The organism is Pseudomonas sp. Pseusp97 (genome assembly GCF_047304025.1).
Lineage (GTDB): Bacteria > Pseudomonadota > Gammaproteobacteria > Pseudomonadales > Pseudomonadaceae > Pseudomonas.
This window is the reverse complement of the sequence record NZ_JBGLYK010000007.1, coordinates 1-13998: the sequence shown is the minus strand read 5'-3', so window position 1 is coordinate 13998 and position 13998 is coordinate 1. Positions and strand designations below refer to the sequence as shown.

14 protein-coding genes and 1 pseudogene are annotated in these 13998 nt (G+C 67.0%); 5 read left to right on the top strand and 10 right to left on the bottom strand.

The annotated features are described in order from the left end of the window. The first annotated feature begins 66 nt into the window (after positions 1–66). A complete protein-coding gene (locus ACCC94_RS02780; protein WP_413347928.1) occupies positions 67–1137 on the top strand; it encodes a M42 family peptidase in 1071 nt (356 codons plus the stop codon). Positions 1138–1405: 268 nt separating this feature from the next. Further along, the gene (locus ACCC94_RS02775; protein ID WP_413347927.1) at positions 1406–1660 is read left to right on the top strand and encodes a DUF1652 domain-containing protein; all 255 of its coding nucleotides are present in this window, start codon (positions 1406–1408) and stop codon (positions 1658–1660) included. A gap of 157 nt (positions 1661–1817) precedes the next feature. Here ACCC94_RS02775 and ACCC94_RS02770 read toward each other — a convergent pair whose 3' ends face one another. After that, a complete protein-coding gene (locus ACCC94_RS02770) occupies positions 1818–2630 on the bottom strand; it encodes an exodeoxyribonuclease III (RefSeq protein WP_413347926.1) in 813 nt (270 codons plus the stop codon). A 3-nt stretch (positions 2631–2633) separates the two neighbouring features. Next, positions 2634–3194: a type 1 glutamine amidotransferase domain-containing protein gene (locus ACCC94_RS02765; RefSeq protein WP_413347925.1), complete on the bottom strand. Its 561-nt coding sequence runs from the start codon at positions 3192–3194 to the stop codon at positions 2634–2636. Between the two features lie 258 nt (positions 3195–3452). On the opposite strand from ACCC94_RS02765, the gene ACCC94_RS02760 reads away from it, so the two are divergent. After that, complete coding sequence (locus tag ACCC94_RS02760) at positions 3453–3713, top strand: hypothetical protein (protein WP_413347924.1); 261 nt, start codon at positions 3453–3455, stop codon at positions 3711–3713. Positions 3714–4043: 330 nt separating this feature from the next. On the opposite strand, the gene ACCC94_RS02755 is transcribed toward ACCC94_RS02760, so the two are convergent. The 7 genes from ACCC94_RS02755 to ACCC94_RS02725 all read right to left on the bottom strand — a co-directional run bounded on the left by ACCC94_RS02755 (position 4044) and on the right by ACCC94_RS02725 (position 9187). Continuing rightward, positions 4044–4457, bottom strand: a complete 414-nt coding sequence (locus ACCC94_RS02755) for a CBS domain-containing protein (RefSeq protein ID WP_413347982.1) — start codon at positions 4455–4457, stop codon at positions 4044–4046. 124 nt (positions 4458–4581) lie between these two features. Continuing rightward, positions 4582–5133, bottom strand: coding sequence for an ATP-dependent Clp protease proteolytic subunit (locus ACCC94_RS02750; protein ID WP_413347923.1), 552 nt, complete (start codon positions 5131–5133; stop codon positions 4582–4584). Positions 5134–5220: 87 nt separating this feature from the next. After that, positions 5221–5394: a hypothetical protein gene (locus ACCC94_RS02745; protein ID WP_413347922.1), complete on the bottom strand. Its 174-nt coding sequence runs from the start codon at positions 5392–5394 to the stop codon at positions 5221–5223. Between the two features lie 91 nt (positions 5395–5485). Then, positions 5486–5878 carry a response regulator gene (locus tag ACCC94_RS02740; protein ID WP_413347921.1) on the bottom strand — a complete coding sequence of 131 codons (393 nt, stop codon included), beginning with the start codon at positions 5876–5878 and terminating at the stop codon, positions 5486–5488. 167 nt (positions 5879–6045) lie between these two features. Continuing rightward, positions 6046–6486 (bottom strand): low affinity iron permease family protein, encoded by a 441-nt coding sequence (locus tag ACCC94_RS02735; protein WP_413347981.1) that lies wholly within the window; start codon positions 6484–6486, stop codon positions 6046–6048. Between the two features lie 623 nt (positions 6487–7109). Beyond that, on the bottom strand, positions 7110–7397 hold the full coding sequence (locus ACCC94_RS02730) for a hypothetical protein (protein ID WP_413347920.1): 288 nt from the start codon (positions 7395–7397) through the stop codon (positions 7110–7112). A 20-nt stretch (positions 7398–7417) separates the two neighbouring features. After that, entirely contained in the window at positions 7418–9187 is a 1770-nt protein-coding gene (locus ACCC94_RS02725) for a thiamine pyrophosphate-requiring protein (RefSeq protein ID WP_413347919.1), read from the bottom strand. A gap of 187 nt (positions 9188–9374) precedes the next feature. On the opposite strand from ACCC94_RS02725, the gene ACCC94_RS02720 reads away from it, so the two are divergent. Then, positions 9375–10688, top strand: a complete 1314-nt coding sequence (locus tag ACCC94_RS02720) for an erythromycin esterase family protein (protein ID WP_413347918.1) — start codon at positions 9375–9377, stop codon at positions 10686–10688. On the opposite strand, the gene ACCC94_RS02715 is transcribed toward ACCC94_RS02720, so the two are convergent. Next, positions 10670–13234, bottom strand: a complete 2565-nt coding sequence (locus tag ACCC94_RS02715; protein WP_413347917.1) for an EAL domain-containing protein — start codon at positions 13232–13234, stop codon at positions 10670–10672. The genes ACCC94_RS02720 and ACCC94_RS02715 overlap by 19 nt on opposite strands. A 145-nt stretch (positions 13235–13379) precedes the next feature. On the opposite strand from ACCC94_RS02715, the pseudogene ACCC94_RS02710 reads away from it, so the two are divergent. Further along, positions 13380–13998, top strand: a pseudogene (locus tag ACCC94_RS02710) (acyl-CoA dehydrogenase); the annotation flags it as partial.

Sequence of the window (13998 nt, the reverse complement as noted above, 5' to 3'; positions counted from 1 at the left end):
GTTCGGTTGAACCTCGGCGCCGGCCGGCAAGTCCTCCGCTCAGCATCACTGACAGGAGCATCGCCGATGGAAGCCATCCACCCCACCCCGCCCGGCAGCGGCAACCGCCTGCTCGACGAACTGCTGCTCGCCCGCGGCCCTGGCGGCCAGGAAGACGAGGTGCGTGCCGTCTGCCATGGCGAGCTGGTGAAATCCTGCGACCGCGTCTGGACCGACCCCGCGGGCAACCTCATCGGCCTGATCCGGGGCGCGCCGGCCAACGGCCCGGCGGTGAAGGTCATGGCGCACCTGGATGAGATCGCCATGATCGTCAAGCGCGTCGAGGAGGACGGTGCGCTGCGGGTGGTGGCGCTGGGCGGCGCGAACCCGGTCAATTTCGGTGTCTGCCCGGTGGACATCCTCGCCGAGGGCGGCGCATTGCCCGGCGTGCTGTCGTTCGGCTCGATGCACATCACCAGCGAGTCGCCCCAGGGCAAGGATGTGCAGAGCGGCGCGGTGCAGTGGGCGGATGTGCATGTGGTGACGCGCCTGAGCAAGCAGCAGCTGCGCGAAGCCGGAGTCCGGCCGGGCACCCGGGTGGTGTTGTCGCGGCATTGGCGCCAGCCCTGGCGCGTGGGCGACACCATCGCCGCGCACTTCCTCGATGACCGCGCGCCGCTGGCCGCCTGTATCGAATGCGCCGCGCTGCTGGCGACGCGGCGGCATGAACTGGGCTGCGACGTCTACTTCGTCTTCACCACCATGGAGGAAGAATCCAACTCCGGCGCCATGTATGCCGCCAGGATGCTGCCCGGCGACGTCACGCTGGCCATCGAGGTCGCCCCGGTGCTGCCGGAATACGCGACGCAACTGAGCGTCGACCCGGTGATCAACACCGGCGACCAGAAGGCCTATTACACCCGCTCGGTGGCCGAGCAGCTGTATCGCGCCGGCGTGCGCAGCGGCTACCAGCCGCAATACGCGCTGCTGCTGGACTTCGCCTCGGATGCCAGTGCCGTACTGGCCAGCGGCATCTGCCCGCAGACCGGCTGCCTGGGCATCCCCACGGAAAACACCCACGGCTACGAGATGGTCCTCGCCGATGGCATCTCAGCCTGCGCGCGCACCTTGGCGCAGTATCTGGTGGATTTCGCCTGACAGGGCGTGGCGGCGGTGCCGGGGTTTCGCGGGCAGGGTTCGCTCCTGGGTAAACCTCCGCGCCTCGGGCACCAGCGCCATGGGACGAGCAGCAAACCAGGCGGCAGCCTTTGCAAACTGCAATGAATCCAGGGCGGCATCTTGCAGATTCCGCGCATGCCCCACGGTGCCATGCCGCTTGCGCCCTCCTCCAGGCCTGGCCTGCGAATTGCTCCTTGACTGGTTTACGCAAGCGTGCCCGACAAGCACCGACAACAAGGGGGCAATCATGCAGGAGTTCATCCTGGCGAAAGACGTTCTGGAAGCGTGCTTTGCGCACCTGGAGTGCGAATGCACCCTGGAATGCGATGCCACGCTCTCGGTCCGCCTGGCGGCGCTGGATACCGGGGAAACCATTCTCGCCGCCGCGCGCATCCGGCCCGAGCACTGGGCCAGCGTGACGGCCGTCGCCTCCCTGGCGCTGACCTTGCGTCGCGCCCTGGCCCTCACCGACTCCGCCTCGATGATCGGAACGCCGCACTGAGATCACGAGGCCACTCACGCCGACCCTCTCCGTCAACCACTCGGTGCGAAGGGCAACCCGGTGGGTCGGCATGCTCGGCGTAGGAGCGGATTCATCCGCGATGGATTCCGCCTGACTCCCCCGCGCCCCTGCGATCCTCGTCCCGCGCGAATCCGGCCTAACCGCCCTTGGCTTTGGGCCGTCGCAGACTCACCCAGGTCGGCGCATGGTCGCTGGCGTGCTCTTCGCCGCGCACCCAGCTATCCACTCCCGCATCCAGCAGGCTGTCAGCCAGGCTGCGGCTGAGCAGCAGGTGGTCGATGCGCAGGCCGGCGTTGCGCTGCCAGTGATTACGGAAGTAATCCCAGAAGGTGTAGACGCGTTCATCCGGATAGCGCTGCCGCAGCGCATCCGTCCAGCCCTGCTGCAGCAACCGGGCGAAGCATTCGCGGGATTCCGGCTGCAGCAGGGCGTCCTTCTTCCAGGAGCGGGTGTCGTAGATGTCGAAGTCGGTCGGCACCACGTTGAAGTCCCCGGCGAGTACCGTCGGATGGCCGCTGTCCATGAGGCCGGCGGCATGGCGGATCAGGTGCTCGAACCAGTCCAGCTTGTAGTCGAACTTCGGGCCCGGCTGCGGGTTGCCGTTGGGCAGGTAGAGGCAGGCCACCAGCACGCCGTGCACGGCCGCTTCCAGGTAGCGGCTGTGGCTGTCCGCCTCGTTGCCGGGCAGACCACGGCGCACCTCCAGCGGTTGCGCGCCGCGCGCGAGGATGGCCACGCCGTTCCAGGAAGTCTGCCCCTGCCAGATCGCCCCGTAACCCGCCGCCTCCAGCGCCTGCACGGGGAAACGGCTGTCCGGCGCCTTGAGTTCCTGCAGGCACACCACATCCGGTGCCTCACGCTCCAGCCAGGCGAGCAGCCCGGCCAGGCGCGTCTGGATGCCGTTGACGTTGAACGTGGCGATGCGCAGTGAAGAAGCACGCCTGGCCATGGTTCAGGCCGCCTGCAGGGTCTTGCCGATGGCGTCGTTGAACGCCGGCAGGTCGTCGGGAGTGCGCGAGGTGATCAGCGTCCAGCCCTGGGCGGGGCAGACCTGCACCTGGGCGTCCACCCAGTCGGCGCCGGCATTCACCAGGTCAGTGCGCACGCTGGCGTAGGAAGTCAGCGATTTGCCGTCGGTGACGCCAGCATCGATCAGCAGCCAGGGGCCGTGGCAGATGGCGGCCACCGGCTTGCCGGCATCGCGGAACTCCTTCACCAGGCGCTGGGCATCGGCGTCCTGGCGCAGGGTGTCGGCATTCACGGTGCCGCCGGGAATCACCAGCAGGTCGTAGTCGCCGGCTTCAACGCCCTTGAGCTGGGTGTCGCTGTTCACCGCCACGTCCTTTTCGCTGTCCTTCACCCAGGTCTGGGCCTGGCCGCCTTTCACGCTGGCGTGGGTGACGTTGGCGCCCTGCTCCTTCAATGCCTGCATGGGCTTGAGCAGTTCGTCGCGCTCGATGCCGGTGTTGGCGGTGATGATCAGGACCTTCTTGCCTTGCAGGTTGCTGCTCATGGTGTACCTCCGCTGACGCGCCAGGAAGGCGCAAGGAATGAGCGACGCCCAGGGCGCCGCTGACACCAGAATTGAAAACAGGAGGTGGCGGGAGTTCGAATCAGTTGCCCGGTGGCGATTCATTCCATCACGACGAGCAGCGGCCATTACCTCGCAGGGGGACGATTGCCAGCACGGGCGAGTGTGGAATATTGGTAACGCGTTGCCATTTCCAGGCACAATCAACCGTAACGCGTTACCGAAGCCAAGGAGCTTGACGTGAAAGATGCCAAGGACAGAGCCACCCGCGACGCCTTCGAAGCCCCACGCAAGGGCCGGCCGCGCAAGGAAGGCGCGCTGACCAATGCGGAAAAGCAGGCCGCCTATCGCAAGCGCCGCGCGGAATCCGGCGGCGGTGCGGTGATGTTGAACAATGAGGAAATCTGGCTGATCTGCCACGCGCTGGACGGCAAGGTCTGGGAAGCGGACAGCGAGCAGCGGCAGAAGCTTATTGCACGGCTGCGCAAGCGGGTCGTTTGAGCACGAAGCGTGCGCAGGCGGTCGGGCACTGCACCCTTGCCGGATGGATTTCGCGGACAAGGTCCGCTCCTACGAGCGCGCGGACGTTCGCGCCGATGCACTGCAACTGCTCGGCGTTTCGTAGGAGCGAGCTTGCTCGCGAACAGGAGTTACCGACGGCGCCAATGCATCCGGGAAACCGGGTTCGCGAGCAAGCTCGCTCCTACAGGGTCCCCCTCTCGTAGGAGCGGATCTTATCCGCGAAATCCTGACAGGGCGTGCCATGCTCACCCTTCGCGGACAAGGTCCGCTCCTCCGGAAGCGAACCTCAGCGGTGCTCCGCGGCAACCATCAGTGCGCCCGCGCTACCCCGCGCAGGAGGTTGGCGCTGACCTTGTCGGCGTTGCAGCTGGCGACGTTGGCCAGCGACACGATGCCAACCAGGCGCTTCTCGCGGTTGACCACGGCCAGGCGGCGTTTCTCGATCTGCGCCATGTTCTTCGCGACGTGGTCGACCGATTCGTCATCGAAGCAGTAGCAGACCTCGCCGCTCATGACTTCGCTCACCGGCGTCCGCGCGTCCAGCCCATCGGCCAGGGCGCGGATCACCAGGTCACGGTCGGTGACGATGCCGCTGAGCTGGTCGCCGTCATTGACCAGCAAGGCGCCCACGTCCACCTGGCGCATCAGCAAGGCTGCCTCCTGCAGCGTGGTGTCGGGGGAAATCGTCCTGACTTCGCGGCTCATGATTTCGCGCACGGTCATGGAGCCGTGTTCGCCGGAGCGGTCCTGCATGGATTGTGCTCGCATGGTGGGTCCTCCTCTGGGTTGATGTCCCTCGGTGGAAAGACCTCGATGGCGATGGTTCGGATTTTTTCCCCGGTGGCGCTCAGGCGTGGACGCTCCACTGGCAGGCGGCATCTGGAATCGGCAGGGCGTCGATGGCGTGGATCAGCCCGCAGGCCAGCGCCTCTTCCGGATCGAGGATCTTCGACTGCCCCGTCAGGCAACGGGGGATGTCCAGGTGTTCGACCGCGCCGCGGGTGTGCTGGCTGACGATCTGGTCGTACAGGCGCAGGTCGTGCTCGAGGCTCGCGGCGTATTCCATCATGCGCGCGTGATCGACCGATCCATGCAGCGTCCAGTGGAAGGGATGGAACAGGAACTTGCTCAGCGGGCAGGCCGTGCGGTGCTTGCCGGCCAGGAAGAGGATGTTGCCCATGGACTCGACCGTGCCGAGGTTGTGCGTGTCCACCTGCACCGGCAACGCCAGCAGGTAGTTGTACAGGCTGAAGCCGTAGGCGCAATCGCCGCCCATTGTGACGATGTTCAGCTGCAGGTGCGTGGCGCCCTGCTGCAGCGCCCGCGTGCAGGTGCCGATGAGGTTGCCGCAGGTGGACGAATTGATCGGGCCGGTGAAATGGATGATGTGCTTGGCCATTGCCTGCTCCTTTTCTGGCGGTCGGGTCTACTCTGCTGAGTCCCGGCAGCCGGCGCAGTCACCATCGGCGCGACGAATGGCGCAAGCTCAGTGCGTGCAAAGCACCTCGCTGACGCGGATGTCCGCTCGCGAATCACGCCCCACCGGCCCATGCAACGCGCGTACGAAGCGCTCGGCCTGCTCGCGGTTCAGGCTTTCCTGCAGGAGCACGGTGCTCATCGGCTGGCCGTCGCGGCTGTAATGGATCAGGTAGGCGTGCATGGATGCTTCTCCTGTTCAACGGTTCAGGGCGGCGGGAATCGGGTGGCGAGGGCCGCTCGGCGAGCCGTCGCCACCGCTCCCGCGAAGCAGGTTAGTTCAGCAGCCAGGGTTGCACCGGTGGATTGCGCAGCGTCCGCTGAATGGCACTGTCGAGCTTGTCGAGCTCGATCGACTTGGGCAGCACCGGATAGGGCGCACCCTCTTCCTCCCCTTCCGCCCAGGGCGACAGCACCAGCACGCGCATGCGCGGGCGCAGCGGAAGGCACGCCTCGATCAGCGCAGCGCCGGTCAAGGGGCCGGTGAGCTGCTCGTCGATGAGGAACAGGTCGATGACCGAGGACGACACCAGGTGCTCGATGGCCTCCTCTTCGCTCAGCGCGCTGAGCACGGCATGTCCCTGGCCCAGCAGGTGATCCTCCAGGCGCTGCAGTTGTTCGGGGGTTTCTTCCAGCACCAGGACCATCTTGTTGTTCAGCGTTTGCATGTTGCGCATCTCCCATGTCGAGGCAGGGAGTACAGCAAGTTCCACGCCCGAACCACTTTGCAGCGGAGTGCCCATGCCGCGCGGCCTGCAGGCCGTTTAATGGCGCCGAGCCACTAGCCAAAAGCCCGAAGCGCAACGCCACCAGGATGCAGAATGCCCGACGGGGTTCAGGAGTCAGCCTTGCGCGGGGAGTCGTCCGGCTGTTCGGCGGGCCCCTGCTGTTCGCGTTGCGCTACTTCCTGGGGCGAGTCGTCCTCGGCGCACTCCTCCCCCATCTTCTCGTAGGTCTTGCGCAGTTTCTGCAGCTCCTCGCTGTCCATCTCGTCCAGCCCCATCAGCACGTCGTGGGCGCGCCGGGTGGTGCGCAACAGCTCGTCGATCTTGATGTGCAGCGCGTCGGTATCGCGGTTCTGCGTGCTCTGGATGAGGAAGACCATGAGGAAGGTGATGATGGTGGTCGAGGTGTTGATCACCAGTTGCCAGGTGTTGTTGTAGTGGAAGAACGGCCCGCTCAGCGCCCAGCCCACCAGCAGCACGCAGGCCAGGCCGAAGGTCAGCGGGCGACCGGACCATTGCGACAGCGTCTGCGCGAAGCGCGAGAAGCTCATGACGCCCTTCTTGCCGCTGTTGCTGCTGTTGCCGCCCTTGGCGGAGGCCTTCTCGGGCGGTTTCCGCTCGCCGTGGTTCTCGTCGGAGCGGTTCCTGTCGGAGCGCCGGGGGCTGTCTTCCCTGCCAGCGGCGGCCTTGTCGGAGGCGTCAGGATGCGGGGTCGACATGGCTGGGCAACTCCGGAACGGTGATGGTGACTTCGCGCGGCGGAGTGGCCCGGGTAGGTGTCTTGCCGCGACGCTGCCGGGGACTGACGGACTTGCCGGGGGATAGGTTCTGCTGGCCGGTCATGGCACGTTCTCCGCAATGAGGTTGCCTGATCGATAGAGGTTCGACAGGAAGCGGAGTTCAGGAAAAGTGGCGGGACGGCGCCTCGGCAGGAGCCTCACCCGTCGGTGAGCCCTGGCATGCTCTGCTGGCCACAGCACCGCGCCCTGGCAGGAGCAGCCAGGGCCGCGGCTGGTCTACCCCTTATGCAGCTCAGCGAAGCGGCCTAGATCGACAAGTTGCTTGGCGTATCCGCCCAGGCTGTTAGGGTGGAGATGGCTCCGATAGTTTCCTCAGGCCCCTGTCCGACGGGGCCTTCTTTTTGCCCGAATCCCCACCCGGCCCCGTCGCTGCGTCAGTTCGAAGGCGTGGTGGCCTTGTCATGGTCGTCGTGGGTCCCGGTCTTCTGCTTCTGGCGGCTTTCCTCGGACTGCACCTGGCTGTTGTCGTCGGTGCGGCCTTCATCCTTCTGCTTCTGCTGCGAAGCCGGCGGCGTCGGTGCCTGGCCGGGGCTCTGGCCGTGGGGCTTCTCATTGGTCGGTACTTGCTGGGTTGCGTCTGCGGCATGGGCCGGGACCAGGCCGATGGACAGCCAGGCCAGCAGCACGGCGGCAAAGGGACGGGCGAGTTTGGCTTTGTTCATGGTTTTTCTCCTGCGTGGATTCATTTGCGCGCCAGCAGCTGCCGCGCGCTCTGGCGCAGCACGCCCCAGCGGCGCGGGTCGTCGGGCAAGGCGCCGAGCAGCTTGCGTGCCTGGTCGAAGCTGATGTGTGGCGGCAGCGGTGGCACGTCAGGGTCGGTCAGTACCTCCAGCAGCACCGGCCGGTCGGATTCGAAGGCTTCCTGCCAGGCGTTCTGCAGGTGCGCCGCATCGGTCACGCGGATGCCGCGAAAGCCCAGCAGCTCGGCGTAGCGCGCGTAGGGGAAGTCGATCACTTCCTGCGCGGCGGCGAACTCCGGGTCGCCGGCCAGGGCGCGCTGCTCCCAGGTCACCTGGTTGAGGTCGCCGTTGTTGAGCACCAGCACGATGAAGGTCGGGTTGTCCTTCCAGCGCTTGCAGTACTGCTGCACGCTGACCAGTTCGGCATTGCCGTTCATCTGCATGGCGCCGTCGCCGACCATGGCGATCACCGGGCGATCCGGATGTGCGAGTTTCGCCGCCAGGGCATAGGGCACGCCGCTGCCCATGCTGGCCAGCTTGCCGGACAGCGAGCCGAGCATTCCCGGCCGCACGCGCAGGTCGCGGGCGTACCAGTTGGTGTGCGAGCCGCTGTCGCCGGCGAGGATCACGTCTTCGGGCAACTGCGCGGAAAGCTCCCAGAACACCCGCTGCGGATTGATCGGTTCGGCGGGCTGCATCGCCTGCGCTTCGAGTTCCTTCCAGCTGTCTTCCACGGCCTTCTCGATGCGAATGCGCCAGGTGCCGTGGCGCTTGGGCTTGAGCAGGGGCAGCAGCCGCCGCAGGGTTTCCCCGGCATCGCCCAGCAGCACCTGGTCGATGGGGTAGCGCATGCTGACGTTGCGCGCGTGCAGGTCGATCTGCACCGCCTTGGCCTGCCCCGGTTTGGGCAGGAACTCGCTGTAGGGGAAGGTGGTGCCGATCAGCAGCAGAGTGTCGCAGCGCTGCATCAATTCGAAGCTCGCACGGGTGCCGAGCAGGCCGATGGAGCCGGTGACGTAAGGCAGGTCATCGGCCATCGCCATCTTGCCCAGCAGCGCCTTGGCGACGCCAGCCGATAGCGCTTCGGCTACCGCTTCGACTTCCTCATGGGCGCCCAGCGCACCGGCGCCGACGAGGATGGCAACCTTGCGCCCGGCGTTGAGAATTTCCGCCGCAGCGGCCAGTTCGTCGTCACGGGCATAGGGGCGCGGCGTGATGAAGCCGACGCCGGAGTAGACATGGCCATGCTTGTGCGGCGGCTTTTGCGCGGGCATCTGCTGCACGTCGTTGGGGATGATCACGGTGGTTACCTGGCGCTCGCTGCAGGCCACGCGCAGGGCGCGGTCGATGACGTGCAGGAGCTGACCGGGATTGGCCACGGTTTCGACGTAGTTGCTCACGTCGCGGAACAGCGTGTGCAGGTCCACTTCCTGCTGATAGTCGCTGCCCAGTGAGGTCATCGCCTGCTGGCCGACGATGGCGAGCACCGGCTGGTGATCCATGCGCGCGTCGTAAAGGCCATTGAGCAGGTGGATCGCTCCCGGCCCGGAGGTCGCCAGGCACACGCCCACTTCGCCGGTGAACTTGGCGTGGGCCCCGGCCATGAAAGCGGCCATTTCCTCGTGACGGACACGGATGTAGTCGAAATCTTCCGCGCGCCGGCCGAAGGCGCCCATGATCCCGTTGATGCCGTCGCCGGGGTAACCGAAGACGCGATGCACGCCCCATTGCGAGAGGCGTTCGAGCAGTTGATCGGCGACCGTCTGGGTCATGGTTTCCTCCTTTTGCGGATACGGTTGGGGGCTGGCGCCCCTGTCTGGACCGACCCGCGCTGTACACGCGGGTTCAGAAGAATTCCCCGACGGACCTGCTGGCCGTTTGCGCTGAACTCCAGCGCCTGGCCAAGGCCGAACCCTTCAGAAGAACACCGCGCCAGAACCGATCAGGAGGAGCCGCGCCATGCCCGTCACTGCCACGCCGACGTCCGCTTCCACCATCAACGCCGTCCTGCGCCGCTATGCCGAGCCACTGGCCGACCCTGCTACGGCGGAGTTCGCCGCGCCCTTCGCGCGGCTGGGCGATGCCCGCGTCGTGCTGATCGGCGAAGCCAGCCACGGCACCGCCGAGTTCTACCAGGCGCGCGCGGCCATCACCCGTCTGCTGGTGGAGCGGCATGGTTTCAACATCGTCGCCATCGAAGGCGACTGGCCAGACGCTGCCGCCGTCGATCGGCAGTTGCGCGGCAACGTCAAGCCGGCCGGTGAGCCGCCCTTCACCCGCTTCCCCGCGTGGATGTGGCGCAACCGCGAGGTGAAGGCCTTCCTGGCCTGGCTGCGCGAGCACAACTCGCACCTGCCGGCGGACCAGCGCGTGGAGTTCCGCGGGCTGGACATCTACAGCCTGCGCGGCTCCATCACCGAGGTGCTGCGCTACCTCGATCGCCACGACCCGCAGCAGGCGGCGGAGGCGCGGCGCCGCTATGCCTGCCTGACACCCTGGCAGGACAATCCGGTGAGCTACGGGCGCGCGGTGCTCGAAGGCGATGAATCGCCCTGCGAGGAAGCGGTCATCACCCAGCTCAACGAACTGCTGATGGCGCGCCTGGAAGCGCTCGACCCTCACGAAGACTCCTTCGACGCCGCGCAGAACGCCAGGGTGGTTCGTGCCGCCGAGCACTACTACCGGGCCATGTACCGAGGTGGCTCGGACTCCTGGAACCTGCGCGACAACCACATGTTCGACACCCTGCGCCAGGTATTGCGTCGGCGCGGCCCGCAGGCCAAGGCGGTAGTCTGGGCGCACAATTCCCATGTCGGCGACGCCGCCGCCACCGAGATGGGCTGGAACGGCCAGTTCAACCTCGGCCAGCTGTGCCGGATGACCTGGGGCGAGTCGGTGGCGCTGGTCGGCATGGGCACCGACAGCGGGCTGGTGGCCGCGGCGGACGAGTGGGATGGCGAGCTGACCCTCAAGCAGGTGCGCCCCTCCCTGCCCGACAGCTGGGAGCGGCAGTTCCTCGAGACGGGGCTGCCGATGTGCCTGGTCGACTGGCGGCAGCGCCCCACGCTGCGCCAGACCCTGGAGGAACCGCTGCTCGAACGCGCCATCGGGGTGATCTACCGACCCGAGAGCGAGCGCCGCAGTCACTACTTCAGGGCGCTGCTGGGCAGCCAGTTCGACGCCTACCTGTGGTTCGCCCGCACCCGCGCGGTCACCCCGCTGGACAGCCGCAGCGCCCGGGGCGAGGACCAGACCTACCCGTTCGGGCTCTGATCCTCCGCCCGCGGCGCCTCGCTCAGCAGGCGGGCCAGGGCCTGGCGGTCCACCGCCTTGCTGAACAGGAAGCCCTGTACCTCGCCGCACTGCTCGTCCTCGAGGATGCGCAGCTGGCCTTCGGTTTCCACGCCTTCGGCCGTTACCGCCAGGTTCAGCGCCCTGCCCAGGCCGATGATGGCCTGGACGATGGAACGGTCGCGGCCGGTGGTGTCGAGGGTGGCGATGAAGCGGCGGTCGATCTTGATGCTGTCGAAAGGATAGGAACGCAGATAGCCCAGGGACGAGTAGCCGGTGCCGAAGTCGTCCATGTTCAGCTTCACCCCCAGGTCCTTGAGCTCCTGCATGGTCTGCAACGCGCACTCGACATCACTGAGCATGCTGTTCTCGGTGACTTCCAGTTCCAGCCTTTGCGCCGACAGCCCCGAATCCATCAGCGCCTGCTTCACCTGGCCGACTATGTCGGCGTGGGCGAACTGGGCTGGCGAGATGTTCACCGACACCAGCATCGACTCCGGCCACCCGGCCGCCTCGCGGCACGCCTGCCGGAGCACCCATTGGCCGATGTCGACGATCAGGTCGCTCTCCTCGGCCAGCGCGATGAATTCGTCCGGCCCCACCAGGCCGCGGGTGGGATGATTCCAGCGCAGCAGCGCCTCGGCGGAGACGATGGCCAGGTCGCCAACGCGGTAGCGCGGCTGGTAGTAGAGTTCCAGCTGGCCCTGGCGCAGCGCGTTGCGCAGTTCGGTTTCGCTGCGTTTCTTGGCCAGCAGTTGGCGGTCCATGACCTCGGAATAGAAGCGCCAGGCGTTGCGCCCGGCGGTCTTCGCCTCGTACATGGCGACGTCGGCGCAGCGCAGCAGGTTCTGCGCATCGCCGCTGGCGTCGCCTGACAGCACTATGCCGATGCTGGTGCCCACGTGCAGCGCATGCCCTTCGTAGTCGATGGGCTGGTTGATGATTTCCACCAGGCGGCGGCTGAAGGCCTCGGCGTCCTCGCGGCCCTGGGACTGACTGTCGACGATGACGAACTCGTCGCCGCCCAGGCGCGCCACCAGGTCCTCGCCGCGGATCGATTCGCGCAGGCGCTCGGCGACTATCTGCAGCACCGCATCGCCGGCGGGATGGCCGAGGGTGTCGTTGATCGGCTTGAAGCGGTCGAGGTCGAGCATCAGCACCGCCAGCTGCTGCTCGCGGCCGCTGCCCAGCAGTTCGTCCATGAAACTCGCCAGCTTGCTGCGGTTGGGCAGCCCGGTCAGTGCGTCGTGCAGGGACAGGTGCTGGATGCGCGCATGGGCCTCGACTTCATGGGTGATGTCCGCGCTGGTGCCGCGGTAGCCGCGCCCGCCGGCACCCGAGGCGGTGAACTTGCAGATGCGCCGCAGCTCGTGGGCATCGCGGAAGCCGCAGGTCAGCGTGGTGGAATGGCCCTGCTGGGGAATCTTCTCCAGCCAGGCGATCAGGCTGGTGGTGTCGCAGGTGATCAGGTCGTCGATGCGCCGCCCCAGCCAGTCATCGATCCGATAGCCGGTGAGGGTTTCGAAGCGCGCCGAAAGGTAGGTCAGGCGGAAGCTCTCGTCGGTCTCCCAGATCCAGTCGGAACTCGCTTCGGCTATGGCCTTGAAACGCTGCTCGCTGGTTTCCAGCGCCAGGTTGCTGTCTTTCAGGCTGCGCTGGTAGTGATCCACCACCCGCGCGTTGGCCAGCGCCGCGCGGATCAGCCAGACCAGGAAGACGAACACCAGCACCACCACCGCTGCCCAGGCGCTTGCCAGGCGGTGCAGCATGTCGGTGCCCGGCGTCGGCGTGTGCCAGCTGATCTCGAAGCCGGAGTTGCCCAGGGTCACGGCATTGCCGGTGTTGGCGCGCAGGTCATCGGGCTGGATCTGCAGGCCGGCCACGCCGAAGTCGCGGCCCAGCTTCTGCAGTTTGGTGGGCGTCAGCCGGTCGACCAGGATCATCAGCGGGCCGTCCAGCGGCGCGCCGTCCCGCGAGGACTTGACCAGCGCGGCGGTGGCGATGGCCGGGGCGTCCTCGACGCTGACGTAGCGGCTCACGGTGCGGTCGCGCCGGGCGGCGGCGGTGGCGTCGTCGCGCAGTTCGTCGAGGTTGATCGGCATCAGGCTGGTGCAATGGTTGCGCGATAGCCGGCCCTCCTCCATGACGTATTCCTCGCCACCCTGATTGAGCACGCAGACCAGCTCGTAGCCGTTGGCGCTGTACAACTGCGGGCCGATGTTGTCCTCGTTGTAGGCCCAGGCGAGGTTCAGCGGCGGGCTGAGGTTGCGGTAGGCGTCGTTCCAGAAGGCGTTGTTCCTGAGCAGCAGTTCCGACGTGGCGATGCGGTTCTGCAGCGCCTTGCCTACGTAGAAGCGCGTCTGCTCGCGGGCCAGTTGGTCCTGCAGGTTGGCGATGTGCCCCATCACCGCCCCGCTCACGGCCAGCGCGCCGACCAGGATCAGCAGGAACAGCGTCAGGTGCCAGGTGACGGTGCGCTGCGCGGAGATCTCCCGCGGCGCGGCGAGGGGGTTCACGGAGATAGTCATCGGCGTCTCTTCTGGGAGGACTTACCACTAGGAGTAAGGCTGCGTGCCGTCGTTCAAACCGAAGGAGCGGCGGCGAATTTCGTCTGAACCCGAGCGGGGGATTGGCAGTCCGGATGGGTAAGGAACTGCCATCGGGGAGACACCCATGACCCAGGATCGCCTGCACGCCCTGCGCGACCTTCTGCGCGACTTCGAGTTGCCGCAGGACCCCGCCCACCAGGGCGCCTTCCTCGGCGCCGCGCTGCGCCAGCTCAGCGAAGACGGTCTCGACCGTCTGCCGCTGCCCGGCAGTGGCGACACCCTGCGACGCTGGCAGGCGCTGGCCACGGTGGCCGGCGCCGACCTGTCGCTGCTCAAGCTGTATGAGGGCCATACCGATGCGCTGGCGATACTGGCCGAACTGGACGGCGACGCCTTGCCCGGCACCTGGGCAGTGTGGGCCGCGGAGCCGCCAGGCGCGGGTGTGCAGCTCGGTGCCCGGGAAGACGGCTTCGTGCGTATCAGCGGCAGCAAGCCCTGGTGCTCCGGCGCCGCCGTGGTCGAGCACGCGCTGCTGACAGTGAAGGACGAACAGCAACGCTCGCAGCTGGTGGCGGTGACCCTCGCGCAACCCGGGGTGAGCGTCGGCAGCAGCGGCTGGAACGCCGTGGGCATGGCGGCAACCCAGAGCGTGACGGTCGAATTCGACAATGCCGTGGCGCGCTGCGTCGGCGGGCCCGGCGAATACCTGCAGCGTCCAGGCTTCTGGCACGGCGGCGCCGGAG

Coding starts and splice junctions, on each gene's coding strand:
- ACCC94_RS02720 (WP_413347918.1), top strand. CDS start 9,375: ATGCCCGTCACTGCCACGCCGACGTCCGCTTCCACCATCAACGCCGTC.
- ACCC94_RS02715 (WP_413347917.1), bottom strand. CDS start 13,234: ATGACTATCTCCGTGAACCCCCTCGCCGCGCCGCGGGAGATCTCCGCG.
- ACCC94_RS02780 (WP_413347928.1), top strand. CDS start 67: ATGGAAGCCATCCACCCCACCCCGCCCGGCAGCGGCAACCGCCTGCTC.
- ACCC94_RS02730 (WP_413347920.1), bottom strand. CDS start 7,397: ATGAACAAAGCCAAACTCGCCCGTCCCTTTGCCGCCGTGCTGCTGGCC.
- ACCC94_RS02735 (WP_413347981.1), bottom strand. CDS start 6,486: ATGAGCTTCTCGCGCTTCGCGCAGACGCTGTCGCAATGGTCCGGTCGC.
- ACCC94_RS02750 (WP_413347923.1), bottom strand. CDS start 5,133: ATGGCCAAGCACATCATCCATTTCACCGGCCCGATCAATTCGTCCACC.
- ACCC94_RS02740 (WP_413347921.1), bottom strand. CDS start 5,878: ATGCAAACGCTGAACAACAAGATGGTCCTGGTGCTGGAAGAAACCCCC.
- ACCC94_RS02765 (WP_413347925.1), bottom strand. CDS start 3,194: ATGAGCAGCAACCTGCAAGGCAAGAAGGTCCTGATCATCACCGCCAAC.
- ACCC94_RS02755 (WP_413347982.1), bottom strand. CDS start 4,457: ATGACCGTGCGCGAAATCATGAGCCGCGAAGTCAGGACGATTTCCCCC.
- ACCC94_RS02775 (WP_413347927.1), top strand. CDS start 1,406: ATGCAGGAGTTCATCCTGGCGAAAGACGTTCTGGAAGCGTGCTTTGCG.
- ACCC94_RS02745 (WP_413347922.1), bottom strand. CDS start 5,394: ATGCACGCCTACCTGATCCATTACAGCCGCGACGGCCAGCCGATGAGC.
- ACCC94_RS02770 (WP_413347926.1), bottom strand. CDS start 2,630: ATGGCCAGGCGTGCTTCTTCACTGCGCATCGCCACGTTCAACGTCAAC.
- ACCC94_RS02725 (WP_413347919.1), bottom strand. CDS start 9,187: ATGACCCAGACGGTCGCCGATCAACTGCTCGAACGCCTCTCGCAATGG.